Source organism: Hyphomonas polymorpha PS728, from assembly GCF_000685315.1.
Classification (GTDB): domain Bacteria; phylum Pseudomonadota; class Alphaproteobacteria; order Caulobacterales; family Hyphomonadaceae; genus Hyphomonas; species Hyphomonas polymorpha.
On sequence record NZ_ARYM01000022.1, the window covers coordinates 22,772 to 48,466 of the forward strand.

The 25,695-nt window shown below is 63.0% G+C and carries 18 protein-coding genes; 10 read left to right on the plus strand and 8 right to left on the minus strand.

Translation table 11 applies throughout. The features are described 5' to 3' along the window. Positions 1-229: 229 nt before the first annotated feature. The 5 genes from HPO_RS15765 to HPO_RS15785 all read right to left on the minus strand — a co-directional run bounded on the left by HPO_RS15765 (position 230) and on the right by HPO_RS15785 (position 3,822). On the minus strand, positions 230-679 hold the full coding sequence (locus HPO_RS15765; protein WP_035600854.1) for a group III truncated hemoglobin: 450 nt from the start codon (positions 677-679) through the stop codon (positions 230-232). Between the two features lie 102 nt (positions 680-781). After that, a complete protein-coding gene (locus HPO_RS15770) occupies positions 782-1,303 on the minus strand; it encodes a GNAT family N-acetyltransferase (RefSeq protein WP_035600857.1) in 522 nt (173 codons plus the stop codon). Then, the gene (locus HPO_RS15775; RefSeq protein ID WP_051612680.1) at positions 1,300-1,881 is read right to left on the minus strand and encodes an AAA family ATPase; all 582 of its coding nucleotides are present in this window, start codon (positions 1,879-1,881) and stop codon (positions 1,300-1,302) included. The genes HPO_RS15770 and HPO_RS15775 overlap by 4 nt, the downstream gene beginning before the upstream one ends. Next, positions 1,878-2,534, minus strand: coding sequence for a nicotinamide riboside transporter PnuC (gene pnuC, locus HPO_RS15780; protein WP_051612681.1), 657 nt, complete (start codon positions 2,532-2,534; stop codon positions 1,878-1,880). Before pnuC ends, HPO_RS15775 begins: the two co-directional genes overlap by 4 nt. 70 nt (positions 2,535-2,604) lie before the next feature. Continuing rightward, positions 2,605-3,822 carry an NADP-dependent isocitrate dehydrogenase gene (locus HPO_RS15785; RefSeq protein ID WP_035600860.1) on the minus strand — a complete coding sequence of 406 codons (1,218 nt, stop codon included), beginning with the start codon at positions 3,820-3,822 and terminating at the stop codon, positions 2,605-2,607. A gap of 85 nt (positions 3,823-3,907) precedes the next feature. Between HPO_RS15785 and HPO_RS15790 the strand changes: the two genes are divergently transcribed. Together HPO_RS15790 and HPO_RS15795 are read left to right on the plus strand one after the other, a co-directional pair. Continuing rightward, positions 3,908-4,654 (plus strand): RNA methyltransferase, encoded by a 747-nt coding sequence (locus tag HPO_RS15790; RefSeq protein ID WP_035600863.1) that lies wholly within the window; start codon positions 3,908-3,910, stop codon positions 4,652-4,654. 216 nt (positions 4,655-4,870) lie between these two features. Beyond that, positions 4,871-5,218 (plus strand): hypothetical protein, encoded by a 348-nt coding sequence (locus tag HPO_RS15795; RefSeq protein WP_035600867.1) that lies wholly within the window; start codon positions 4,871-4,873, stop codon positions 5,216-5,218. A 157-nt stretch (positions 5,219-5,375) separates the two neighbouring features. Here the strand turns inward: HPO_RS15795 and HPO_RS15800 are convergent, their stop codons facing one another. Continuing rightward, positions 5,376-6,140 carry a crotonase/enoyl-CoA hydratase family protein gene (locus tag HPO_RS15800; RefSeq protein WP_035600870.1) on the minus strand — a complete coding sequence of 255 codons (765 nt, stop codon included), beginning with the start codon at positions 6,138-6,140 and terminating at the stop codon, positions 5,376-5,378. A 108-nt stretch (positions 6,141-6,248) separates the two neighbouring features. On the opposite strand from HPO_RS15800, the gene HPO_RS15805 reads away from it, so the two are divergent. From HPO_RS15805 to eda, 5 genes are all read left to right on the plus strand, one after another. Next, positions 6,249-7,442 (plus strand): acyl-CoA dehydrogenase family protein, encoded by a 1,194-nt coding sequence (locus tag HPO_RS15805; protein ID WP_035600873.1) that lies wholly within the window; start codon positions 6,249-6,251, stop codon positions 7,440-7,442. A gap of 5 nt (positions 7,443-7,447) precedes the next feature. Further along, positions 7,448-8,494 (plus strand): acyl-CoA dehydrogenase family protein, encoded by a 1,047-nt coding sequence (locus HPO_RS15810; protein WP_035600876.1) that lies wholly within the window; start codon positions 7,448-7,450, stop codon positions 8,492-8,494. A 120-nt stretch (positions 8,495-8,614) separates the two neighbouring features. Next, positions 8,615-9,169, plus strand: coding sequence for a hypothetical protein (locus tag HPO_RS15815; RefSeq protein ID WP_035600879.1), 555 nt, complete (start codon positions 8,615-8,617; stop codon positions 9,167-9,169). Continuing rightward, the gene (locus HPO_RS15820) at positions 9,166-9,795 is read left to right on the plus strand and encodes a GNAT family N-acetyltransferase (RefSeq protein ID WP_241767943.1); all 630 of its coding nucleotides are present in this window, start codon (positions 9,166-9,168) and stop codon (positions 9,793-9,795) included. The genes HPO_RS15815 and HPO_RS15820 overlap by 4 nt, the downstream gene beginning before the upstream one ends. Positions 9,796-9,951: 156 nt before the next feature. Continuing rightward, positions 9,952-10,587 (plus strand): bifunctional 4-hydroxy-2-oxoglutarate aldolase/2-dehydro-3-deoxy-phosphogluconate aldolase, encoded by a 636-nt coding sequence (eda, locus tag HPO_RS15825; RefSeq protein WP_035600881.1) that lies wholly within the window; start codon positions 9,952-9,954, stop codon positions 10,585-10,587. A gap of 13 nt (positions 10,588-10,600) precedes the next feature. Here eda and HPO_RS15830 read toward each other — a convergent pair whose 3' ends face one another. Further along, entirely contained in the window at positions 10,601-12,133 is a 1,533-nt protein-coding gene (locus HPO_RS15830; RefSeq protein ID WP_035600884.1) for a lipopolysaccharide biosynthesis protein, read from the minus strand. A gap of 559 nt (positions 12,134-12,692) precedes the next feature. Here HPO_RS15830 and HPO_RS15835 point away from each other — a divergent pair. The 3 genes from HPO_RS15835 to HPO_RS15845 are packed head-to-tail and all read left to right on the plus strand — an operon-like array spanning position 12,693 to position 24,432. Next, positions 12,693-17,243 carry a MupA/Atu3671 family FMN-dependent luciferase-like monooxygenase gene (locus tag HPO_RS15835; protein WP_035600887.1) on the plus strand — a complete coding sequence of 1,517 codons (4,551 nt, stop codon included), beginning with the start codon at positions 12,693-12,695 and terminating at the stop codon, positions 17,241-17,243. 4 nt (positions 17,244-17,247) lie between these two features. Further along, a complete protein-coding gene (locus HPO_RS15840) occupies positions 17,248-23,478 on the plus strand; it encodes a type I polyketide synthase (protein WP_162174057.1) in 6,231 nt (2,076 codons plus the stop codon). Positions 23,479-23,481: 3 nt separating this feature from the next. Next, on the plus strand, positions 23,482-24,432 hold the full coding sequence (locus HPO_RS15845; protein WP_084324373.1) for an alpha/beta hydrolase: 951 nt from the start codon (positions 23,482-23,484) through the stop codon (positions 24,430-24,432). 23 nt (positions 24,433-24,455) lie between these two features. Here the strand turns inward: HPO_RS15845 and HPO_RS15850 are convergent, their stop codons facing one another. Further along, the gene (locus HPO_RS15850) at positions 24,456-25,622 is read right to left on the minus strand and encodes an L-lactate dehydrogenase (RefSeq protein WP_035600926.1); all 1,167 of its coding nucleotides are present in this window, start codon (positions 25,620-25,622) and stop codon (positions 24,456-24,458) included. Positions 25,623-25,695 lie beyond the last annotated feature (73 nt).

Sequence of the window (25,695 nt, forward strand, 5' to 3'; positions counted from 1 at the left end):
AGACAGAAGTCTGGCCAGAAGACTGACAGTACGTGGGCATACAGACGAGCGATCTGAGGCGACATGCCTTGCAGTATACGTCCGCCTGCGGAGGGGGTGGGGAAATAAAGTTTTTTCCGCGTGTTTGCTGCAGGTTCGAGCCGATTTTTGTTGGATAGGGCTGCGGCGTTGGAGTTTTTGGCGGAAAGCTCCAAAAAAAACTCTAGCGGGTCTCCAACGGCGTGGGCGTTCAGCCGGGTCGGTTGAGGGGGAGGTCTGCGAGGCCGAAGAGGGCGTATTGGAGGCTCTGGGCGATGCGGTTTGCGCGTTCGAGGAAGAAGGCGGCGGCTTCCGGGGTGGCGGCGGTGTCGCGCAGGGTTTGCTCGAAGAGGGCGAGCCAGAGGTTGAAGTGAACTTGCTGGATGTGGCGGTGCCGGGCGTGGGCAGGCACGGGGCGGCCGGAATAGCGGCCAGTCCCCAGGGCGACCGAGGACCAGAAGTTCTTCATGGTTTCAAGATGGGGACCCCAATCAGAAATGGCCACATCGAAGACCGGGCCAAGAACGGGATGGCCGCGGACGCGGGTATAGAAGGTCTCCACCAGGGTGGAGATATAGGCTTCATCAATGCCGAAGGCGGCGGCCTGATCCCGCAATTCTTCGCGGCGTTCCTGAGCGCTGCGGACACGATAACCGGTCATGTCAGGCCTCCTTTTTTGACATTACCGGACAGAACCGGACAAATCGGGACACTAGCGGGACAGCGCGAGGCGCTTCGATACGTAGTTTTCCGGAGGGTCCCTTCAGAGCGGTTTGGCCAGCACGATATCGTCATAGATTTTGTCGCCGACCTGAAACTGGCGCGTGCCGGCGAGCGCGAAGCCGGCCTTGCGGTAGAAAGCGATGGCGCGGTGATTATCTTCATAGGTGCCGAGTAGCAGGCGGGGGGCGCCGCGCTGGCGGGCGTCCTCGATCGCTGCCTCCATCAGGCGCTGGCCGGCGCCGGTGCCGTGGAAGCGGGAGAGGACGTAAATGCGCTTCAGCTCCACGTCTCCGGGCTGAAGCGGGATGGGCAGGTCTGGCGAGCAGTTGACGGCGTAGCCGATGGGGGCGCGGGTCGCGGCGTATTCGGCGAGCCAGACCGAGCAGGCCGGATCGGCAAGGTATCTGGCATAAACCTCGCGCGAATGCTGGCGCGTGCAATGGGCGATGATGGCGTCGCCCTCGATATCGTAGACATAGCTGTCGATGAAGGTGGCCACGCCGATATGGGCGAGACGCTCGGCATCTTCAGGCCGGGCGCGGCGTAGGGTGATGTCGTTCATGCCGTCGGCGCGCTTTCGCAGCGGGCGAGGAGGGCATCAGTGGCAGCGACGGCCTGTTCGACGCGGCCTTCCCAAGGGCCGGTAATGAGTGTGTACGGAACACCCGCGTGCTCGATCAGCTCGACGAAGCGATCATGCATCCAGCCGCGGATCTTCTCGCCATCGCGCACACCATCCTGCACGAAGGGAACTTCGGGGGTCGGGATCAGGTAGAGGTCTACCTTGTCGGCATTACCGATGGCGTCGACCTCCGGATGGCGCTTGCCGGCATAGCGTTCATACCAGGTGGCAGTGGCGAAGGCGTTGGTGTCGGCAAAGAGGACGGCGTTCGCGCGGCCGGCGGCTTCGTTCTCGCGGCGCTGCTGTTCCTTGGCGATGTGGATGAAATCCTCATCGGTCCATTCGGGAATGTCGCCGCCTTTCAGAGACTGGGCGGCGAGTTTTTCTTCCCAGAGCTCGCGGCCATATTCGGCGACCCAGATGGTCTTGTAATGCCGGGCGAGCTCGATGCAGAGCGTGGTTTTGCCGGTGGACTCAGCGCCGATCAGGACGACGCGCAGGGGAGTGTTGCAGGTCATGCGGTGGCCGCCTTGCGCCATTCGAGAAGCCCCATGATCGCAAGGGCCAGGAAGACGCCATAGAGCAGGGCTGTCAGGTAAAGGCCATTATAGAGGCAGAAGGGGATGTAGAGGATGTCGGCCACGATCCACAGCCACCAGCATTCCAGGACCTTACGGCTCTGCCCCCATTGGGCGGCGAGGCTGATCGAGGTGATGAGGGCATCCCAGAAGGTGGTGGCGCCGCCGGCTTCGTTCAGCAGGCGGTAGAGCAAAGCCGTTCCGCCCGTGATGCCGAGGGCGGTGAGTGCCCATTCGAGACGCGGGGCGCGACGGACTTTCAGCCGGCTGCGGTTTGCCCCGCCATAGAGCCAGAGATACCAGCCGATAAGATTGAGCGCGAAGAAGACAAGCTGGAGGCCGGCGGTGGCGAAGAGCTGCGACTGGTAGAAGACGTAGGCGTAGATGCCGACCGTGATGAGGCCGAGGGGGAAGTTCCAGATGTTCTGGCGGGTGACCAGCCAGACGCAGAACACGCCCGTGACGAAGGCGATGGCCTCAAGCGGATGGGCCGCGCCGGTGCGCCAGGCGGCGAAGGCAATGGCGGATGTGAGTAGGACGAGACCGGCCAAGAGCGCCGTGCCGGGACGGCGGGAAGGGGCTGCATCGGTCAATTGTTCAGCCTTCCCGGTGTAAAGGGTGGCGAGGCCCCTCCTTTGGAGAGGGGCCCCCGCCTTAATTCAATCAGGCTTTACCCATCTCGATTTCGAGGTTCTGGGCGACCTTTTCGATGAAGCCTTCGGTCGTCAGGTAGCCCTGGTCGGGGCCGACGAGGAGGGCGAGGTCCTTGGTCATGAAGCCAGCTTCGACGGTCTTGATGATGGTCTTCTCGAGCGTCTGGGCGAACTTGCGCACTTCGGGGGTGTCGTCCATGCGGCCGCGATGGTCGAGGCCCTGCGTCCAGGCGTAGATCGAGGCGATCGAGTTGGTCGAGGTCGCTTCGCCCTTCTGGTGGGCGCGGTAGTGGCGGGTGACGGTGCCGTGAGCGGCTTCGGCTTCGACGGTCTTGCCATCGGGGCTGAGCAGAACCGACGTCATCAGCCCGAGCGAGCCGTAACCTTGGGCCACGGTGTCAGACTGAACGTCGCCGTCATAGTTCTTACAGGCCCAGACATAACCGCCCGACCATTTCATGGCAGCGGCGACCATGTCGTCGATGAGGCGGTGCTCGTAGGTGCCTTTGAATTCGGCGAACTTGTCCTTGAATTCCTTGTCCCACAGCTCCTGGAAGATGTCCTTGAAGCGGCCGTCATAAGCTTTGAGGATGGTGTTCTTGGTGGAGAGGTAGACCGGCAGCTTGCGCTGGAGGCCGTAGTTGAACGAGGCGCGGGCGAAATCGCGGATCGACTCGTCGATGTTGTACATGCCCATCGCGATGCCCGAGCCGGGGAAGTCGTAGACTTCCTTCTCGATCACCTGGCCGTCTTCGCCTTCGAATTTCATCGTCAGCTTGCCCTTGCCGGGGACGAGGAAGTCAGTGGCGCGGTACTGGTCGCCGAAAGCGTGGCGGCCGATGATGACCGGCTTGGTCCAGCCCGGCACGAGGCGCGGGATGTTGGAGATGACGATCGGCTCGCGGAAGACGACGCCGCCGAGGATGTTGCGGATGGTGCCGTTGGGCGACTTCCACATCTTCTTGAGGCCAAATTCCTCAACCCGGGCTTCGTCCGGCGTGATCGTGGCGCATTTGACGGCGACGCCGTATTTCTTGGTGGCTTCGGCCGCGTCGATAGTGATCTGGTCGTCGGTTTCGTCGCGTTTCTGGATCGAAAGATCGTAATATTTCAGGTCGATATCGAGGTAGGGGTGGATCAGCTTATCCTTGATGATCTGCCAGATGATCCGGGTCATCTCATCGCCGTCCATCTCGACTACGGGGTTTTTGACCTTGATCTTCGCCATTTTTTAGAATCCTTGCGCTGCGTACGGTTTGCGGGGGCTATAGCAGACCCACAGGCCGCGTCAAAACCCGGAAAGATAGCCAGTTATGCAAGGCAATCCTGCAATTATCCTCCATGCCCCCCAATTGGGCGAAAACATCGGCGCAGCGGCCCGTGTGATGCTGAATTTCGGGCTCACGGACCTGCGGCTGGTGAGCCCCCGGGACGGATGGCCGAGCGCAGCGGCCGAGGCGATGTCGGCCGGGGCGCTGGGCCAGGGCGTGAGTGTGACGGTGTTTGATACGCTGGAAGCGGCGATGACGGGGTTGACCTACACGGTTGCCACCACGGCGCGGCCGCGGGGCATGGAGAAAGAAGTGTTCGGGGCGGCCGAAGCGGTCGGTGCGCTGAAAGCCCGGCAAGGACAGGTGGCGGTGCTGTTTGGCGGGGAGAAATCCGGCCTGCCGAACGAGGCGGTGGCCCTCTGCGACGCGATCCTCACTTATCCGGTGAACCCGGCTTTCTCCTCGCTGAACCTGGCGCAGGCGGTCGGCGTGTTCTGCCACCAATGGGGGGCGAGCGCGGGCCTGGAGGGGAAATTCGGCGGCAAGGGCGAGGGTGTGGACGCGCCGGCGACACGCGAAAACCTGATCGGCATGTTCGAGCATTTCGAGGCGGAGCTGGAGCGGGCAGGTTATTTCTATCCGCCGGAAAAAACGCCGGTGATGATTACCAACCTGCGCAACGCGCTCGTGCGCGCTCAGTGGACGGAGCAGGAGGTGCGCACTTTTCGCGGGGCGATCAAGGCGCTGAGCCTGGGGCGCGGGAAGGCGCGGGTGGTAAGGGAGGAGTGAGGGGGCGGGCGTCGGATTTCGGCCTGCGGCCTCTATCCGACCTACGAGTCGACCCCGAACAGTTAGCGAGTTCTTAAGAAACTCGTGGGAATTTTTCCTTCAATCATGAAGCAAAGAATTTGCGGAAGCGGGCGGTCTGGTGGGGCGCGTCTGGCTGTTTCTGTTTGTGGTGCTTCGTGGTGCCGGTGCCCTTGCGAACTATTATGGAGATGACCCGTGTCGCAAACTGCCTATCTGGTTTCCTGCGAAATTCTGTGCGGCGAGGGGAGCGATGGCGCCCTTGAAGGCATGGACAGCGCGTATGTGATCGTTGGCGTCTATGCCGCCAATGACGAAGAAGCGATGACCAAGGTTGAAGCCTCGCTCGAGGAAGAAGGCTATGGCCTGGTGGAGGCCGACTGGATCGCTCCGGCCGCCGACATGGAATGGGAAGACGAAGAAGCCGCCGTTGAAGCCGCCGATCTGGTGGCGCGCCTGGCGACCATTCCGGACGAGGTGGTCTATGGGCCGCTCTACCCCACGGTGGAGGAAGACGAGGACGAAGAAGTCGAAGAGGCCGCCTGACCGCGCGCCTTGGTTGGTTAGACTGGGAAAAGGGAAGCGGCCACTCCGGGGAGTGGCCGTTTTTTTGTCCGATAATTAGTGGGCGTTCGTTTCGGGACGGCGTTGCGCGCCCTCACCCCCAACCCCCTCTCCCTAAAGGGCGAGGGGGCTTTTTAGGTTACTTGCCCTTCCAGACCGGGGCGCGTTTTTCGATGAAGGCGCGGGGGCCTTCTTTATAGTCTTCGGTGGTGACGAGGCTGGCGAAGGCCTTGCCGGAGTCTTTCCAGAGTTCCTCGTCAGACTTGGTGAAAGCGTCGAGGGCGACCGTGCGGCTGGCGAAGACGGCGAGCGGGGCGTTGGCGGTGATGCGGGCGGCGAGCTTTTCGGCTTCGGCCATCACTTCGGCTTCCGGAACGACCTTGTTGACCATGCCGAGTTCATAGGCGCGCTGGGAAGAGAGCGGGTCGCCGGTCAGGATGGCTTCCAGGGCGGCGGCCTTACCGATCTGGCGGGGCAGGCGGAAGAGACCGCCGGCGCCGGCGACGAGGGAACGCTTGACTTCCGGCAGGCCGAAATTGGTGTCGTCAGCGGCGACGATCAGGTCGCAGGAGAGGGCGATCTCGGTGCCACCGGCGAGGGCCGAGCCGGTGATGGCGGCGATCAGCGGCTTGGTGCGCTCACGCCTCGCGATGCCGGCGAAACCGCCTTTCTTGGTGGAGAGGGCGCCGCCATTGCCGGCGGAGATTTCTTTGAGGTCAGCGCCCGCGCAGAAGGCCTTGCCGACGGCAGTGAGGATGCCAACCCAGACTTCGGGATCTGCTTCCATCTGGTCGAGCGCAGCTTCCATGGTGGCGGCCATTTCGCCGTTGATGGCGTTGCGGGCTTCCGGGCGGTTCATCGTGATGATCGCGACGTTGCCTTTTTTGACGTATTCGACGGGCATTCTGGTGTCTCCCTGATATTGAGTGGCGCTCAGCTAAGGGCCTTTCCCCAACGTCGCGCAAGAACCCCTCTTGCGCGACGTTGGGGCAAGCCGCCACAGAGTTGCGTCATGAAGCTGACACTCGACCCTCAATATGAAGCCTTTCGCAAAGAGGTCTCCCAGACCCTCGCGAAGAACGCCCACCTTGCGCCCATGGCAGACGACAAGGGGTACAAGAACCCCAAGCGCCTCGCCTGGCAGAAATTCCTGATCGAGAATGGCCTCGCGGCCCGCACGATCCCGAAGGAATATGGCGGATACGGCGCTGAGCCGGACATCCTCAAAGCGCGCATCATCGCCGAGGAGTTTGCCCGCACGCGCCTGCCGGGGCCGATGGCGGGGCAGGGTATTTCGATGTTCGTGCCGACGCTGCTGGAGCTGGGCACAGAGGCGCAGAAACAGGCCTATATCCGCCCGACGATCCATGGCGAGATGATCTGGTGCCAGGGCTACTCTGAGCCGGGGGCGGGATCGGACCTCGCCGCGCTGCGCACCAGCGCTGTGGAAGACGGCGATCACTATATCATCAACGGATCGAAGATCTGGACCTCGACGGCGAAACAGGCCGACATGATCTTCTGCCTTGTACGGACTGACCCGAACGCCAAGAAGCATGAGGGCATCACCTACATCACCTTCCCGATGAGTACGCCGGGCATCGAGGTGCGCCCGCTGGTCGATATGACGGGTACGGCGAACTTCAACGAGGTGTTTTTCACCGATGTGCGCGTGCCGAAAAGCGGCGTGATCTTTGCGCCGAACAAAGGCTGGCAGGTGGCAAATGCCACGCTGACGCATGAGCGTGGCATGTTGGGCGACCCGAACGCGACCAAGGCGCGGCTGCTGGAACTCATTGCGCTGATGAAGGCCGAGACGGTGAACGGTGAGCGCCTGATCGATAATCCGATGCTGCGCGACCGGCTGATGAAGCTGCAGGGCGAAGTGTATGCGATGCAGGCCAATGGCCTGCGCATCACGACGAGCCGTCTGCAGGGGCAGCCGGCGGGGCTCGCGGGGCTGGTGGTTAAGCTGCAGGGGTGCGATCTCAATCACGAGATTGCGCGCCTGGCCATCGACGCGCTCGGGGAACTGGGCATCCTTTATGAGGAGGGCGAGCATCTGCGCAGCGGGGGCACCTGGCAGTGGCGCTATATGTACGACCTCGGACTGATCATCGGTGGCGGCACCGCCCAGATCCAGAAGAACATCATTGCGGAACGCGGCCTCGACATGCCGCGTGAGCCGAAGCTCGCAAAGGCGTAAGGCACATGGAATTTGCACTTTCCGAAGACCAGCGCATGCTGCAGGACAGCCTGAAGGGCGTCCTCAATGATGCTGCTTCCCTTGACCGTATCCGGAAGATCGCTGTGGGCGATGCCGGGGAGAGCGCCGTTCTGGACGGGGCGCTGACGGAGTTTGGCCTGGCGGCGCTGATGGTGCCGGAGGCGGCCGGCGGGCTGGGGCTGGGCGCGCTGGACGCCTGCCTCGTGCAGGAGGCGCTGGGCTATAATGTGGCGCCCTCGCGGTTCCTGGCGACTGCCGTGGCCGCGCAGGCGCTGGCCGGGCATGCGGATGTGCTGGGCGCCATTGCGGCGGGCGAGGCGAAGTTTGCTCTGGCGCTGACGGAGGTTTCCTCGCGGCGCGATGGCGCGGGCGTGGAGCTGAAGGGCGGCAAGCTCAGCGGCAAATCCCTGCTGGCGCAATCGGTGGACGGGGCAACGCATATCCTGGTGGCTGATACCGCCGGGGCGTGGCATTCGGTTTCTGCGGCAGATGCGGGCGTGACCGGGATGCAGACGATTGACCGGACACGGACGTTCCATGAGGTTACCCTGGATGGGGCCAGGCCGCTGGTCAGCGTGACGCCGGGCGTGGAAGTGCTGGCGCTGGCGCGGCTGCTGGTGGCAGCAGATACCCTTGGCGCGGCGCAGGCGATGATCGACAAGGCGGTCGCCTATGCCAAGGAGCGCCAGCAGTTTGGCCGGGTGATCGGTTCGTTCCAGGCGGTCAAGCATATGTGCGCCGAGATGGCCGCGAAGCTGGAGCCGGCGCGGGCGCTGATCTGGCATGCGGCCCATGCGCTGGATATCGCCGATGAGGAAGGCCCGATGATGGCCAACCTCGCAAAGGCGCATCTGGCCGAGGTGGGCACGTTCGTGGCGCGCACATCGACCGAGGTGCATGGCGGCATGGGCTTCACTGATCTGGTTGGCCTCCATTACTGGTACAAGCGCATCGGCGTGAACCGGCAATTGCTGGGCAGCCCGGAGCAGGCGCGCCAGACAGCGGCCGAACTACAAGGACTGGTTGCATAATCTGAGGCAGTCTTAAAAATTGCACAACCTGGTCGCGAGTTTCGGCTTGCGATTAACCATGGGTTGTGTATTCACTTCTCCAGAATACACGCACTGGTCGTATTCTGGAGAGGGTGATTTATGTCTGAGATCTTGATCGACTATGCGCGGCTGGCAAAGCGCGCGGACGAGTTTGGTTTTCGCCGGGGAGAGTTCCTGGAGCTGAAGGCAGGCCTACGCCTGGCCGAAGAGCTGACCGGGCAGACCATGGCGACGCCGGAATCGATCACCTGGATCGACAGCCTGACGGGTATGACGGGCTGGGTGACGGGCGATCCGGTGGACGGGATTTTCATTTCCGTGCCGCTGTCGGCGGCGGGCGTTGTGGCGGTGCGCGATGGCAGCTTCGTGCCCGCCTGGCCGTCGCTGGGCCATATCTGCTGTGAGGGCGAGCTCTGCGGCGGCATCTATATCGGCGTCTATGCCGGGGCGAACAAGGACGCGCGCCGCCGGGTGATGATGGCCGCAGGGGTGATCCGCGTGGATGGCTTTGCGGCCGTGCCCTGTTTTGCCCGCGGGGCGACGGAGGATGGCAAGCGCTCCATGGCGTCGCTGGGGTTCCAGCCGATTGAAGGCGGGCTGAGCGATCTCTGGGGGCAGGAGCCGCTGCCGCAATCGCGGGAGGATGCCGCTTGAGCCGCTATCCATCGATTGGTGAGCTTGTGCTGGCGCGGCCCCTGCCGGAGGGGGCACTGGAGGCCTTCTCGGCCCGCCCCGCGCGAACACTGGAAGAGTATCAGCAGGCGATGGCCATCCGCGCGGCGGTGTATATGGCCGAGCAGGATTGCCCGTATGACGAAGAGTATGACGGCAATGATTTCACGGCCACGCATATGGTGGTCTATGCCGGGGCACGCCCGATCGGGACCATCCGTGTGCGGTGGTTCGCGGGCTTTGCGAAGGTGGAGCGGACCTCGATCCTGCCGGCTTTCCGGGGGACACCAGCGCTGAAGGTGCTGCTGGCGGAGACGTTCGAGATTATCGCGCGGAAGGGGTACCGGATGGCGCTGGCGCAGATACAGGCGCGGCTGTGGCCTACCTGGAGCCGGGTGTTCCGGTGCCGGCTGGTGACCGGGCGGCAGGGATTTGCCTTTTCGGGATATGAGTATGCCGAAATGGAAATTCCCGTGCCGCGCCATCCGGAGACATTGAGCGTGCGGGCTGATCCGCTGCAGGTGATCCGGCCGGAAGGCGCCTGGGACGAGCCGGGCGTGCTGGACAAATCCGCCGGACGGCCGACTGATGGGGCGCAGGCAGCGTAGCGCGGGTTGAGTGGTCCCGCAGTGCGTCATGACACCGGGGGCATTTTGCGGGATGGGTGCTTGTCATCGTGGGCGACACGGGCCACAACAACGTTGACAGCGGCGCGCCGGTGGACGGCGTGGCTTGATCATCGACTGACTGCCGGGACGTGACGCATGACTGACGCCATCCAGAAACTTGATGCCGCCGCCCGAAAAGCGCCGGTTGTGCCGGTGCTGGTGGTGGATTCGGCTGCTTCGGCAGCGCCCCTGGCGATGGCGCTGGCGGAAGCGGGCGTGATGATTGCGGAAGTGACGCTGCGAACCGCAGACGGGCTGAAGGTGATCGAGGCGATGCGCAAGGCGGCGCCGGGGCTGATCGTCGGGGCGGGTACGGTGCTCACCGGGCGGGATGTTGAGGCGGCGCTGAATGCAGGTGCGGAGTTCCTCGTGTCGCCGGGCATGTCGCCGGGTTTGCGGGCGGCGCTGGGCGGGCGGGAGCATCTGATGATCCCCGGCGTGGCGACGGCGAGCGAAGCCATGGCGCGGTCTGAGGAAGGATTTCAGCGGCTGAAACTGTTCCCGGCAGCGATTGCCGGCGGGGTGCCCGCGCTGAAGGCGCTGGCCGGGCCGCTGCCGCATCTGAAATTCATGCCGACGGGCGGCATCACGGAAGGCGAGGTGTCGTCTTATCTGGCGCAGCCGAACGTGTTTGCGGTGGGCGGTTCGTGGATCGCGGGCCAGGCGGATATCGCGGCGGGCAATTGGGCGAAGATCACAGCCACGGCGCAGCGCCTGCTGACACCGGCCTGAGGCGCGGGCTGCTTCAGCGGATGCCGAAGCGCGCGAGTTTCGGCTTGATTTTCTCTGCCGCGTTCAGCGCTGACCGCTCGATTCCTTCGGGGCGGCCGCTCACGATCCAGAACAAGGTATGGGCGGCGGCATAGGCCAGTGCGCCTGCAAGCGCGAGAATGCCGACCGTCAACACATTGCCGAAGAAGGTATCGGAGAATTCGGCAAGCGGGCGGACAAAGAGGACCACGCCGATCATCACGGCAGTGGAGAGGATCGACCGGCTGAAATTCTTTAGCTGATCGACGATGCTGATCTGGATCAGCCCCTTGAGGAAGTAGAGATTGATGACGGTGGCGATAAAGGTGGAGACCGCATAGGCGGCAAGGAAGCCAATGAAGTCATACAGCCAAGTGCCGAGCAGCAGGCAGCTGACCTGGATAATGAGCACGACCACATCCCGCTTCAGCATCAGATTTGTGCGGCTGAGCGCCATGGCGACCGAGCGGATCGGGCCGGTGGCCAGTAGCAGGCCGGTGCAGGGCGCGTAGAACTGGACAATCACGATAGCGAGTTCCCAGCCGGGGCCCAGCAGCAGCGGGATCAGCGGATCGGCGACGAGGGCAAGGCCAAACCCGACCGGCATGGCGAGCGCGACGGTCGCCGACTGCGCCTTCAGATAGGCGTGGCGGAAGCGATAGATATCGTCGGAGAGCCGGCTGAAGGCTGAGAACAGCGACCGCATGATCGGCACGAGAATGAGGTAGGAGATGTCGGAAGACAGCTTGTTGCCGATATGGACCTGGCCGAGGGCGCCCTGGCCAAACCGGCGGCCGGCGATCAGATTTACACTTTCTGCTGTCAGGCGGCTGACGATCATGCTGAGGCCAAGCCAGATCGAATAATCGAACAGGCGCTTGGGCGAGCGGAGCGACAGGCGGGGCAGCTTGCGATAGGTGAGGTAGGTCAGGATCATCGCCGCCAGAGTGCCGGCGATGAGGCCGATGACGAAGGCCCAGTAGGATTTCCACATCAGCGCAACCGAAACGCTGACAATCACCTGAACCGTCTTGGAGATGATTTCGGTGATGACATCCCAGGTGAAGTTCAATGAGCGGGCGAAATTCTCGAAATACGGATTTCTCAGCCCAAAGAGCATCACGTTCAGTGTGAGGGCGATGATGACGCCGGACACTTCCGGCATCTTGAATATCATCGCCATGGGCTGGGCGATGGCCAGAAGCAGCAGCGATACCAGAATGGAACGGATGATCGAGATAGTCCAGGCGGTGTCGAACTCGTCATCGGTGGGCGACTGGAGGGCAATCAGCGCCTGAGTGACCGGCAGATCGAGCAGGCCCGCCAGAATGCCCATGATCGCCATGGCGAGCGCGATGACGCCGAAATCTTCGGGCACCAGAATGCGCGCCAGGATGATTGTGCCCGCAAAACCAAGGCCGTAGCTGGATATTTTGGCAAGCCCAAGCCAGGCCGCTGCCCGCAGAACCTGCCGGGAGGACACCTCTTGGTCTTGGGCCGGGGCCGCCGGGCTCTGATCACTGGTCATGCGCGTATCTTTGTGTGTTTCAGTTCGAAACGTAATCCGGAAGGCAGGGTCAGTATGAGATTCTTGTGCCAAGACGCATGCCTTTGGCCAGTGCGGCTGAGTAGAAGCGAGCCAAGTGTTTCGGAAGTCTGAAGATTTTGAGACTGCCAGCGGTATGGCGGCACAGGGAGCAGCCCCTCCACAGCCTCTGGTTTAAATCCTGCAGGGCGTTAACTGCGCCGGCTGGGGAGGGGGGCGCAGGGAGGAATTTGGCGGTATGCGCAATAATCCGGAGTGCATGCAGGCAGAAAGCGTGAAGGGGATATCATTGCCCGTTCACCTCCGGCGCGACAGGCCGGACCAGCGGGGCAAGCAGCGATCAGACGAAGGGAAACCGTCTGCTGGGAGGAAAGCGAGAGGCCCATTCGGCCTGTTTCGAACGAATTTCAGCTTATAATTTTTACCAAAGCTGATCGAATGTGACCTAGTGACAAAGGCCGCTGGCTTGATCGATCCTTAACGTCGAGGTAGCGTGCTGGTGGGGAAATTTGGTAGTAAAAACACGTATAGTGGGTGGTTCGTGAACAATATTCGTGCGCTTTTCGTAGGCGATGGTCCGCTATTGCTGCAATGTCTTGATGCTTATTTGGCGTCGGGTGGCCAGGTGGCGGCGATTGTTACTCAGGACGGGGCCATTGCCAGCCATGGGGAAGCAGTCGGCCTGCGTGTGCTGAACAAGAGTTCGGTCAACACGGGCGAGCTTGACGCGCTCGACTTCGATTATCTTCTCAGTATTGCCAATCTCGACATGTTGCCCGAGGCGCTGCTGAAGCGCGCCCGCAAGATGGCGATCAACTTTCATGACGGCCCTCTGCCGCGCTATGCAGGCCTGAACGCCACCTCCTGGGCTATTCTCGGCGGCGAGGCCAGCCATGGCGTAACCTGGCATGAGATGACCGCCGAGGCGGATATGGGCGGCATCGTTGAGGCTGCGCCCGTCGCGATGGATCCGAACGACACCGCTTTCAGCCTCAACGCCAAATGTTTCGAGGCGGGCCTTGCCGCCTTCAAGGCGATGATCCCCGCGCTTTTGGCAGGGAATGTTTCCCTGCAGGCGCAGGAAGGCGAGCGGACTTACTTTGGCCGGTACAAGCGGCCCGAGGCGGCGGCGACACTGCGCTTTGATGTGCCGGTGGATCAGACGTTGGCCCTTTCGCGGGCGATGTCGTTCGGTCCGTACACCAACACGCTGTCTTTCCTGAAGCTGTGGACCGGGCAGCGCGTGCTGCTGGTGGGCGATGTTGAGGCGGCAGGAGATGCCGTTTCACCTGTGCCACACGGTACCATTACGGCGCAGGAGGACGATGGCATCGTTGTGGCCGCGGAGGGCGGCAAGCTGCTGCGTGTCAAAGGGCTGACCTGCGCGCGGGGCGTGATGGTCATTCCGGCGCAGGCGGACGATCTGCGCATCGGCGCGCGCCTGCCAGACCTGTTGGCGGACGAGATTGCCGAACTGGGGCGCCACACGGTGGCAGCGGCGAAGGCGGAGACGTTCTGGATGGCGCACAGCACCCGCGCTGTGGCCAGCGAGGCGGCGCCCTATCCCCGCGCCATGAAGCCTGCCGGGGGCGAACATAAATTCGTTCTGGACGCGCGTGGTGATGTGGCGCTTGGCGTGGCGGCTCTGGCGGCATGGTCTGCGCATGTGGGCAGCGGCACTTCGGCGGCGATTGCATTCCATGACAGCGCGCAATGGGCCGGCCTGGGCCGGCTCGCCGCGTGGTTTACGCCCTGGCGGCCGCTGGTGCTGGATGTCGCGGGGGCGACCAAGGGCGGAGATCTGGTGACGCAGACGCGCGCGCTGGCAGATGCCGCGAAGGACAAGGCGCCGCTGGCATGTGATGCCTATATGCGCCGGTCGCGGTCTGAGCGCGCGCAAGGCCGCGCCGATGATTTTGCGCTGGCTGTGGCGGTTGGCAATGAGGTGCCGAAACATCCGAATGCGGATATTGTTTTGCGCGCCGGTGATGATGGGCTGACGCTGCATGTGTCTGCGGCTGCATATGATGCCGATGTGGCGGAGGCACTGGCCGGGCATATCGGGACAGCGCTGGCTGCCCTCAGAGACCTGCCGGAGCAGACGCTGACGCAGATGGACGTGCGCCCGGCGGCAGAGCGCGAGGTGCTGGCCGGATTTGAGGCGGGGCAGGCGGTGGCTGTGCCCTTTGTTTCGATGCATCAGGGGGTGACCAATCAGGCCGCCCGCACGCCGGACAGGATTGCTCTACGCACCCGCGACGCTTCGATGACGTATGCGGAGCTTGATGCGGTTTCAAACCTCGTTGCCGAACAACTGATGTCGCGCGGTGTACGCCCTGGCGAAACAGTGGGCGTGTGCATGAACCGCTCGATCGACATGGTCGTCGCACTTCTGGCTGTGCTCAAGACGGGCTGCGCTTATGTGCCGCTGGACCCGGCCTACCCGGCGGACCGGCTGGACTTCATGCTGGAAGACAGCCAATCGCGATTTGTGATCATTGATGCGTCCGGCGCGCAGCACGGCGTGCGCGCCCAGCAGCTGGCGTTTGGTGATCTGCGCGGCGCTTCCGCTGGCACTTGGCGCCCTGTGGATGTCGGTCCGCAGGATCTGGCTTATCTCATCTATACTTCCGGCTCCACCGGCCGCCCGAAAGGCGTGAAGGTTCAGCATGGCGCGCTGGCGAATTTCTTCGCGGCGATGGATGTGCGCCTTCCGTACAAGGATGGCGATACCTGGCTGGCTGTGACCAGCCCCAACTTCGACATCTCCGTGCTGGAGCTGTTCTGGACGCTGTCGCGCGGCCTGATTGTGGCGTTGCATGGCGCCGAGGCGCGCAAGGCGAAGCCGTTCAGCCTGTTCTATTTTGCTGCGTCCTCCTCGGCCAATGACGATCAGTACAAGCTGTTGTTTGCTGGCGCGCGGTTTGCCGACGAGAATGGTTTTGAAGCCATCTGGACACCGGAGCGCCACTTTCATGATTTTGGCGGCTCCTACCCCAACCCGGCCGTGACGAGCGCAGCGCTGGCCTCGATCACCAAGCGGGTACAAATCCGCGCGGGCAGTTGCGTGTTGCCGCTGCACCATCCAGTCCGCGTGGCCGAAGACTGGTCGGTTGTGGACAATATCTCGGGCGGGCGTGTTGGGCTGGCCATCGCCACGGGCTGGCAGCCGAACGATTTCGTTCTGGCCCCGGATAATTTCGCCAAGCGCAAGGAAACCCTGAACGAGCGGATTGATATCCTGAAACGGCTGTGGCGCGGGGAGGCGGTTCCTTTCGTCAATCCCAATGGCGTTGAGGTGCCCACCCGCACCCAGCCGCGCCCGGTTCAGAAAGAGCTGCCGATCTGGCTGACGATTGCCAAGGCGCCGGAAGCGTTCGAGAGCGCCGGCCGCCAGGGATATAATGTGCTGACACACCTTCTGGGCATGTCGGTCGCAGAGCTTGGCGGCAACATCGCCAAGTATCGCGAGGCATGGAAGCAGGCTGGGCATCCAGGCGAAGGCCGGGTGACGCTGATGCTGCACTCATTCGTGGGCGACACGGACGAGGGGGTTCGCGAGGTCGTCCGTGAGCCGATGAAGAACTATCTGCGCACAGCCGTTGATCTTGTGCGCGATGCTGCCTGGACCTTCCCGACCCTGGTGCAGCGCGGACAGGCAACGGGCCGCACCGCGCAGGAAGTGATGGATGCCGAGCCGCTCACACCTGAGGAAATGGACGCGCTGCTTGACCATGCGTTCGAGCGTTACTTCCAGACGAGCGGTCTTTTCGGCTCAGTGGAAACCTGCGCCGAGATGGCGCGCCGCGTCCACGGCATTGGCGTGGACGAGATCGGCTGTCTGGTTGATTTCGGTGTGGATCAGGATCTGGCCATCGAGCATCTGCCCTATCTGCGCCGCGTGATGGACCGGGCCGGCGCAATGCCGTCGCATGAGGGGCGCCATACGGTGGCCGAGGATATCGAATTCTTTGGTGCATCGCATCTTCAGTGTACCCCTTCCATGGCGATGATGCTGGGCGGGGAGCGTGACCGGCTGGCGGGGCTGCAGGTGATCTGCGTGGGCGGTGAAGCGCTGCCGATGGAGCTGGCCAAGTCTCTTCGGGCAAATGCTCCGCAAGCGAAACTGTTCAATATGTATGGCCCGACCGAGACGACGATCTGGTCGACCATGTGTCATATCGACGAGGTGGGGGATTTCATTCCGCTGGGCGAAGCGCTGCTCAACACCACGCTGCGCATTGACTCCGCTTCCGGGCATTCGCAACCGGCGCTGGCGGCGGGCGAGTTGCTGATTGGCGGGGACGGCGTAACGCTGGGTTATTGGAACCGCCCGGAACTGACGGCGGAGCGGTTTGTGACACTGACAGACCGGCCCGGCGAGCTGATGTATCGCACGGGCGATCTTGTGCGCCGCCATGTTGATGGCAAACTGGAATTCCTTGGACGGATCGACCATCAGGTGAAGCTGCGGGGCCACCGGATCGAGCTTGGCGAGATCGAGGCGGCGCTGGTGGCCCAGGAGGGCATCAACCAGTCCGTGGTGGTGGCGCTGGGCGATACCAGCGAGAGCAAGCGCCTGGTGGCCTACTGCGTGGTGAAGCCCGGCGCGGAGCTGGACACGAAAGCGCTGCGTGCGGAACTTTCACGCAGCCTGCCGGAAATCATGGTGCCGGCGCACATTGTTGTTCTCAGCGGTCTGCCGCTGACGCCGAATGGCAAGATCGACCGGAAGGCGCTGCCGTCGCCGGAAGCCGTGGTGCAGGGCACCGTGGAGACGCCGACCGACGAAGTGGAGCAGAAGCTGGCAGCCCTCTGGGGCGAGCTGCTGGGCCTTTCGGCAGTGGATGTGAACGCCAACTTCTTTGATCTGGGCGGGCATTCCCTGCTGGCATTCCAGATGCTGCGCCGTGTGCAGAGCGAATTTTCCGGCGCTGTGACGATCACGGATGTCTTCCGTTTCCCGACGGTTCGCACGCTTGCGGCCCGCATCCGGGGCGGCGGCAGCGATGACAAGGATAAGCCGAACACAGGCATCGGCCGGGCGCAGGCGCGCCTTGCCGCGCGCCGCCGCGATCCTGCGGGGGCTTGATGGTATGGCAGATGAGAACAGCATCGCCATCGTTGGCATGGCCGGACATTTTCCCGGCGCCCGGTCAGTTCGTGAATACTGGTCCATGCTGGAAGCGGGCCGGGACGCGACCCGCTGGCTGACGCCGGAGGAGCTGCTGGCAGCGGGGGAGTCGTTTGCCGCCATCCAGGATCCACGATACATCCGGGCGACGATGGCTCTGCCGGACATGGAAATGTTCGATGCAGGTTTCTTCGGCTTCAGCCCCAGGGAAGCGGCGATCCTGGATCCGCAGCACAGGCATTTCCTCGAATGCTGCTGGGAGGCGCTGGAAGATGCGGGCCATATGCCTGCGGATGAATTTGACGGCGCTGTCGGCGTGTTTGGCGGATGCGGGATGCAGGCTTATCTTGCGTTCAATCTGCTCTCCAATCCTGAACTGGTTGAGAGCGAGGGCATGTTCCTCCTGCGCCACACCGGCAATGACAAGGACTTCCTGACCACGCGGGTGTCTTACCTGCTGAACCTGCACGGCCCGAGCGTTGGCATCCAGACGGCGTGTTCCACATCTCTGGTGGCGATCCACATGGCGGTGCAGAGCCTTCTGGCGCGCGAATGCGATATGGCGCTGGCGGGCGGAGCGAGTATCGATCTGCCGCATGGCCGTGGTTATCGGTATGCGGAAGGTGAAATCCTGTCCTCGACGGGGCGTTGCCGCGCCTTTGACGACGAAGCAGACGGCACGCTGTTTGGCAGCGGCGCGGCCGTGGTGGCGCTGCGCCGTCTCGATGATGCGCTGCGCGATGGCGACAATATCCATGCGGTGATCCTTGGTTCGGCCATCAACAATGATGGCGCGCGCAAGGCCGGCTATCTGGCGCCGAGCATTGACGGGCAGGCAATGGCCGCGGCCGAAGCGCTGGCGATTGCCGGTGTGAATCCAGGGAGCGTGGACTATATTGAAGCGCACGGCACGGGCACGCTGGTGGGCGATCCGATCGAGCTGTCGGCGCTTCAGCAGGCTTATGGCGATGCTGCGCCAGGCTCCATCGGGATCGGCTCGGTAAAAACGAATATCGGCCACCTGGATACAGCGGCGGGCATTGCCTCGCTGATCAAGGTTGTGCTGGCGATGCGCGGCGAAAAGCTGCCTGCAACGCTCAATTTCTCCAAGCCCAACAGCCGGTTTGATTTTGCGCGCAGTCCGTTTCGGGTGGTTGGTGAGCAGAAGGAATGGCGCCGCAACGCCAGGCCGCGCCGGGCAAGCATCAACTCTCTTGGGGTTGGCGGAACGAACGCGCATGTCGTGATAGAGGAGCCGCCCGTGCGCGCGCCGGTGATGGCGTCCGGGCCGCAGATAGTCACCCTGTCTGCGAAAACTCGGGTGTCGCTCGAGGGGCTTGTCGCCAAATGGCGCGATTTTGCCGAAACGCCGGCGCCGGGCTTCTGTATCGCTAATTCCGCGTTCACCACCCAGACAGGCCGGAAGCATTTTGCGCACCGGGCAACCGTGGTTGCCGCCAATGTGCAGGAGTTGGCCGAGCAGCTTTCGCCGAATGGCCCCTGGCGGCGCACGGCGTCCGTTGCGAAGGATGCCAAGCCGCGCATCGTTTTCATGTTTCCCGGTGGCGGCGCACAATACCCCAACGCGGCCCGCTCGCTCTACGAGAACAATACGGTTTTCCGCGGCGCTGTTGAGGACTGTTTCAAGATCCTTGAGGCGGGCCTTGCCAGAGACATCCGCAGGCTGATGTTTGAGTCCTCTGAGTTCAAACAAGATTCTGTCGCGCTGGAACGGCCGACCTATTCTTTGCTGGCGGTGTTCATTGTCGAGTATGCGCTTTCCAAACTCTGGCAAAGCTGGGGGGTGACGCCAGACGCCGTGATTGGTCATAGCGCAGGCGAGTATGCTGCCGCTGTGCTGGCAGGTATCATGTCGCTCGAAGATGCGATTGGCATAGTTCTCGTGCGCGGCGAAGTTTTCGAGACGGTGCCTGCGGGCGGTATGATCAGTGTTCAGGATGATGAAGCGCGCGTGCGCGCGCTCATCGGTGAGGATCTGGATATCGCAGTACTGAACTCGCCGCAGGTGACGGTCGTATCCGGCGCGGACGCGCCGCTGGCGGCGTTTTCAAAACGTCTCGAGGCGGAAGGCATCAAGCATGCGCCGGTTCGCATCAAGGTGGCGGCGCATTCGCGAATGTTGGACAGCGGTCTTGGCCGTTTCCGCGCGCGGCTTGACAAGGCGAAGCTCTCACCGCCGAAGATCGAGTTCATCAATAATCTTGTCGGCGCGCCGGCCACTCCGCAGGAATTGGCGACATCGGATTATTGGGTGAACCATCTGCGCGGCTGTGTGCGGTTTGCTGACGGTCTGTCAGCGGCACTGTCTAAGCCTGAGACAATTCTGGTGGAGATCGGGCCGGGACAGGCGCTGTGCGCCCTGGCCGGTCTGGCGCAGGCCGAGCATTCCCCGCGCGGCGTGGTGGCGAGCCTGCCAACGGCAGTCGAGCAGCTTGATGCGCAATCCTTTGCGCTGTCGGCGTTCGGTCATCTCTGGTCGCTGGGCATGCCTGTTGATTTTGCGCGTGTGCGGAAGGGTGAAGGACACCGGAAGGTTTCGGTGCCAACTTATGCTTTCGAGCGTCAGCGGCACTGGATCGAGCCTGGAAAAGGCAAGGCGGCTGCCGAAACGGATGAGCCCCAGATATTCCGGGCTTCGGATGTAAAAGACTGGTTCGAGGCGCGGGTGTTCGATGCCGCGCCGGTGGACGCCGCCGTGCATGGCGCCCGCACGCATATCGTGTTCAGTGACGGCAGTGATTTTGCCGCTGAGGCTATCAGCCGGCTGCGCGCGCGCGGCGATACATGTGTTCTCGTGCGTCATGATCCTGATGCAGCGGCGCCCCGGCAGACGGACGGCGACTTTGTATTCAATGTGGGCGCGCAGGATTATTCGGGACTGATTGAAGAGCTTTCCAAGGCTGTCGAGGAGCCGGATTCTGTCATATTCCTTTGGCCGCTGATTTTTGCCGGCGGGGAGGGCCCCCTCGGCGCGTTTGAGGCGAGCTTTGCGCTGGCAAAGGCGCTGCAGCTTTCCGGTTGGGCAGAACAGGCGCTTTTCCTTGCCGCGACACAGAATGCCCTCGCCGCTGAAGAGGGCAATGCGTGTGACGCGATGCAGGCAGGCGTTCTCGGGCCGTGGCGGATGTTGAGCGCCGAGCAATCGGGTGTGCGGGCGCGTGTGGTGGATTTTGATGCTGCTGACGAGCCTGCGCTGCGCGCCAGTGCAATCATCAGTGAGCTGGATTCTACGGGGGATGCCGCCGTAACCGCCTGGCGCCATGGCCAGCGCCTTGCGCCCGCCCTGAAGCGGGGGGCGGCGGCGCAGCTGCGCCCGGCGCTGCGCGAAAAGGGCGTTTATCTGATCACGGGCGGTCTGGGCGGCATTGGTCTCGAACTGGCGCGGTATCTTGCCGGGGCGGTGAAAGCGCGGCTGGTGTTGACCGGACGGACGCAGGCGCCGCCGCGTGAAAGCTGGAGCCAACTGGCGGCGGGATGGGGCGGGCCCGCCGATGTGGCGCGGGCGCGCGATCTGCTGGCGCTGGAAGACCTTGGCGGCGAAGTGCTGGTGGTGGCAGCGGACGTGGCCGACCAGGCGGCGATGGACGGCGCGCTGGCACAGGCGCGCGAACGGTTCGGCGCCGTAAATGGCGTTTTCCATGCAGCCGGCATGATTGATGACACGCCCATGGCGATGAAATCTCTGGATGAGGCGCGCCGGGTGCTTTCGGCCAAGGCAGAAGGCGCCCGTGTTCTGGACCGTCTGTTGCCGGACGGTACCCTGGATGTTTTCGCGGTATTCTCCTCCACCAGCGTGCTGATCACGCCGCCGGGACAGAGCGATTATGTGGCGGGCAATGCGATTGCCGAAGCTGTGGCGGCTTCGCGCAAGGATGGCATGGTTATCACCTGGGGTGTCTGGGCCGATATCGGCATGGCCAAACGCGCCGCCGATGCCGGCGCTGTTGGCAATGCCGGCTCCCTGCATCCGCTGCTGGGCGCCCGGCAGGAAACGAAGGACGGCACGCTGCAATTTGCGGAAACCTATTCGGAGGCGACCCTCTGGACACTGAGCGAGCACAGGATCGGCGATATTGCTGTGCTGCCCGGCGCAGCTTACGTAGAGATTGCGAGCGCGGCCGCGTTGAGCGCGGGCCTTGGGGATGCCATCGAGATCAGCCAGATAAGCTATGTTGCACCGCTGGCGATCCGGCCTCGCCAGTCCCGCCAGGTGCGCACAACGCTTACGCCGCTGGAGGAGGATGGCTTCCGCATTGAGGTGGAGAGCCGGGCGCATGCCGGGGAGAGCTGGCTGCTGCATTTCGATGCGCAGGTGGCAAAGCGGACATCCGCGCAAAGTCCGGTAGCCACAGCTTCCTGCAACACGGGGCTCGATGCCGGACGCCTGACGCTGGCCGAGCGCGGTGTCGGCTTTGGACCGCGCTGGAGCAATGTTGCGCGCGCGGCCACGGGCGACGGCGCCGTCAGCGCCGCATTTGCTCTGCCTAAAGAATTTTCAGCCGATCTGAAAACCTACCGTATCCATCCGGCGCTGTTCGACACCAGCTTTGCAGCGGGGCTCTTCCTGCTGGAGAATGATGTAAAACGCGGGGTGTTTGCGCCGGTATCGATTGAATCGGTCCGTGTTTTCCGGGCGCTGACCGGAGAATTCTTGGCGGAAAGCCGGCTGACATCGCAGAGCGATGACGCTGCCACCTTTGATGTGGACCTTGTGGACAAGAACGGCGGAGTGCTGCTTGAAATCCGGGGGGCGTCGTTCAAGCGCGTGACTTTCGGAGGGGAAATCCCCGCTGTGCCAGATATGTCGGCCCCCATACGGGACCGTCTGTTGGCGGAAGGGATCCGCGCGGCTGAGGCGCAGGCGGTGTTTGAGCAGCTTTTCGCGCAGGGCGGGCGCTCATTCGTTGTATCGCCCGTCTCTGTGGCGCAGATCCTGCGGGCTACCAACGGGCCTGCCATGACCGCAAAGTCCGCATCGTCCGAAAACAGGGTGATGACCGGTGGCGATCCGGTGGAGCAGCGCCTTGCGCAGATGTGTTCGGAAATCCTGGGCGTTGAGACGCTGGGTCTTGATGAGGAGTTCCTGTCTTATGGCGGGGGATCTCTGACGGGCGTGCGTCTGTTTGCGCGTATCCGGCGCGAGATGGGCGTGGAACTGGCGCTCAGCGCGCTGCTGCAGGCTCCGACGATCCGCACACTGGCTTTGCTGGTTCGAGAGAAAATGCCTGACCAGCCCGAAGACACAGCCGCAAAAGAAGAGCCTGCGGCGGCGCCCGCCGCACATCCGCCGGAGCCAAAGAAGAAATCTGAAACGTCTAAACCACGCGCAGCGAAACCGCCGGCCAAGAGCCGCTGGACGCCTCTGGTGCGGATGGCGCCCGGAGCGCCGGGCGTGAAGCCGGTCTTTCTCATTCATGGGGCAGGCGGGAACATACTCTGGTTCAAACCGCTCGCGGATCGTCTGCGCGGCGACACACCGATCTACGGAATTGAAGCGCAGGGGATCGACGGGACGTTACCCTTCCTCGAGACGGTTGAAGAGATGGCGGAACTTTATATTCGCCACATGTTGACGGTCGATCCGCACGGGCCTTACCGGCTGGTTGGCTATTCCGGCGGCGGCGTGATTGCTGTGGAGATGGCACACCAGCTGCGGCGGAGTGGCCGCGAGGTTGAGCTTCTTGCAATGCTGGACACGCTTGCCCCGCAGGAAGCCTCCATGCCGCTCAGTCTCGCTGATAAGATTGGTATGCTGACGAAGCTTGATGGTGCTTATATTGCGCGGCGGATTACCCATCACGGCGGGCGTCTCAAGGAAAAGATCCAGGCCAAGCTGACCGGTAATGGCGAGCATCAGGGGAAGTCCCAGATTGAGATGCTGTCGGAGCAATGCGAAACTGTGTATCTTGAGGCACAGGGGCGCTATTTCCCCGAGCCCTATGATGGCGATGTTCTTCTGTTCAGAGCGGAGCGCACCAGCGCGATGTTTGCCAGGTCGGGCGAGATGCTCGGCTGGCAGGGGTTGATTACCGGGAAGCTGGATATCGTCACACTAGATGCCTACCATGACACCTTGCTGGCCGATGGCAGTATCGGGGTTATCGTCGAGGAGCTTCAGCGGCGGCTGGCGGTGCTGAATGCCCGGAATATTGAACAGTTCGAGGACGCGTGAAGCATGAACGGTTGGTCGTTGGGCGGTATTGGCGCCGCAGTGTTGGTGGCAATTATAGTCCTGCTTCTGGCCAGCTTCGTTGCGGTCTGGCTGGAGTCCAGGTCGCTGACCAGCCCGCAAGGCTATCATCAGCCTGATCCCAAAACGTTCACCTTCGCGCAGACCCCCAAGACCGAGGCAGGCCTCGATTTCGAGGATATCAGCTTTCCGGCGCGCAATGGGCAGACGGTGCGCGGCTGGCTCGTGCCCTCAGATCAGCCTGCGGATCTAGCCATTGTGACCCTGCATGGAGCCGGCGGCAATCGTCAGAGCTATTTTGACCAGCTGTCGATGCTGCATGGGCTGGGCGCAGACGTTCTGATGTTTGATGCCCGCGAAAACGGGTTGAGCGATGGTCGCGGCCGGGGCATCGGCCTGGCGGTGCGAGAAGCGGAGGACGCCGTGGCTGCAGTGGAGGAAATGCGCCGGCGCGGCCACAAGACAGTGGTTGCTTATGGATGTTCCCTGGGTGGGTCTGCCGCCATTATTGCGGCTGCGCGGGACAGCTCCATCGACGGGATCATCGTGGAGGCGTCCCTCTCCAGTTTTGAAGATTTCGTCGCTGACAAGGCAAACCGGCGGCTTGGCAAGCTTGGCCTGAAAGCCAACTGGGCAACCAGCATCTGGGGGCGCGCGGTTGTGGCCATGTCGCGCTGGCGGATGGGGCTGGAGGACTATGAGCGGCCGGAGGACGTTATCGATCAGATTGCGCCCCGTCCCCTCCTGCTGATCCATGGCGGGCAGGATCCCTGGGTGATCGAAGCCCATGCTGACCGGCTGGTTGAGCGCAGCAATCAGACAGCGGATTATTGGCTGATTGAAGAGGCCGGCCATTGCGATGGGTACAACATCCGCGAGGCAGAGTATCGCGCGCGCGTGGATGGGTTTATCGAAGCGCTGAGGGCGGCTGACTGATCCGGCGTTTCCTTCGCTACAGATCAATCGTTGCCGGAAAGCAGCCCGGGGGAGGCTTCCGTGACCTTTGTGATGCCGGTCAGGGCCATCGAGACGGTGAGCTCGCCCTTCATTGCGGCCAGCAGATGGGTGAGCCCCTTTTCGCCGCCGCCTGCGAGGGCGTAGACCCAGGGGCGGCCCATCATGGTGAGGTCTGCGCCGCTGGCGAGGGCCTTGAGCATGTCCTGGCCTGAGCGGATGCCGCCATCCATCAGGATCAGCGTCTTGCCCGAAACCGCTTCGGCAATCGGGGGCAGGGCGCGTATGGAGGAGGCCACCCCGTCCAGCTGGCGGCCCCCATGGTTTGACACGACAATTCCGTCAGCGCCGCAATTGACGGCTTCCAGCGCGTCTTCGCGGTCCAGGATGCCCTTGATGATCAGCGGTCCGCCCCATTGGGACTTGATCCATTCGATATCTTTCCAGCTGACCGAGGGATCGAGCGAGGAATTGGCCCAGGCGGAGAAGTCTGCCGGGGTAGACGCGTTTTTGACGTAAGGGGCGACGTTGGCGAGGATATGAGGCCCGCCCCGGACGCCGACATCCAGCGACCAACTGGGGTGCATCATGTAGGATAGGAGGCCCCGGCGCACGCGCGCCCACGCGCCGCCACCACCGCTCATGGTGTTGCGCACGTCGCGGTAGCGCGTACCGACGACCGGCAGATCGACGGTCAGGACCAGAGCCGCAGCTCCCGCAGACCGGGCGCGGGCGATCAGGTCTGCCACCGAGCCGCGGTCGCGGATCATGTAGAGCTGGAACCAGAGCGGGCCTTTGGTGGCTGCGGCGACTTCCTCGACCGAGCAAATGGACAGGGTGGAGAGGCAATAGGGGAGGCCGAACTCCCCGGCGACCTTCGCGGCGCTGGCTTCACCCCGGCGGGCCATCATGCCCGACAGGCCAACAGGGGAAAGTGCCAGCGGCATCGTTAATGTGGCGCCCAGGAAACGCTTCTCCGTGGTCAATGCGGAGACATCTCTCAAGATGCGCTGGCGCAGCTCCAGAGCCTCGAAGTCAGCCACATTGCGCCGGAGGGTCAGTTCGGCATACGCGCCCCCGTCGAGATAGTCGAAGAGGAAGCGCGGGAGGCGCTTTTCTGCTCGGAGTCTGTAGTCGGCAGCACAGGCGGGGGCGAGGGACAATGTCGGCATCGGCCGCTTGTAGAGGATACCGGCGGCGCCTGGCAAAGCCAAATTGATCGGAAATTGCTCGCTTTTTGAAACC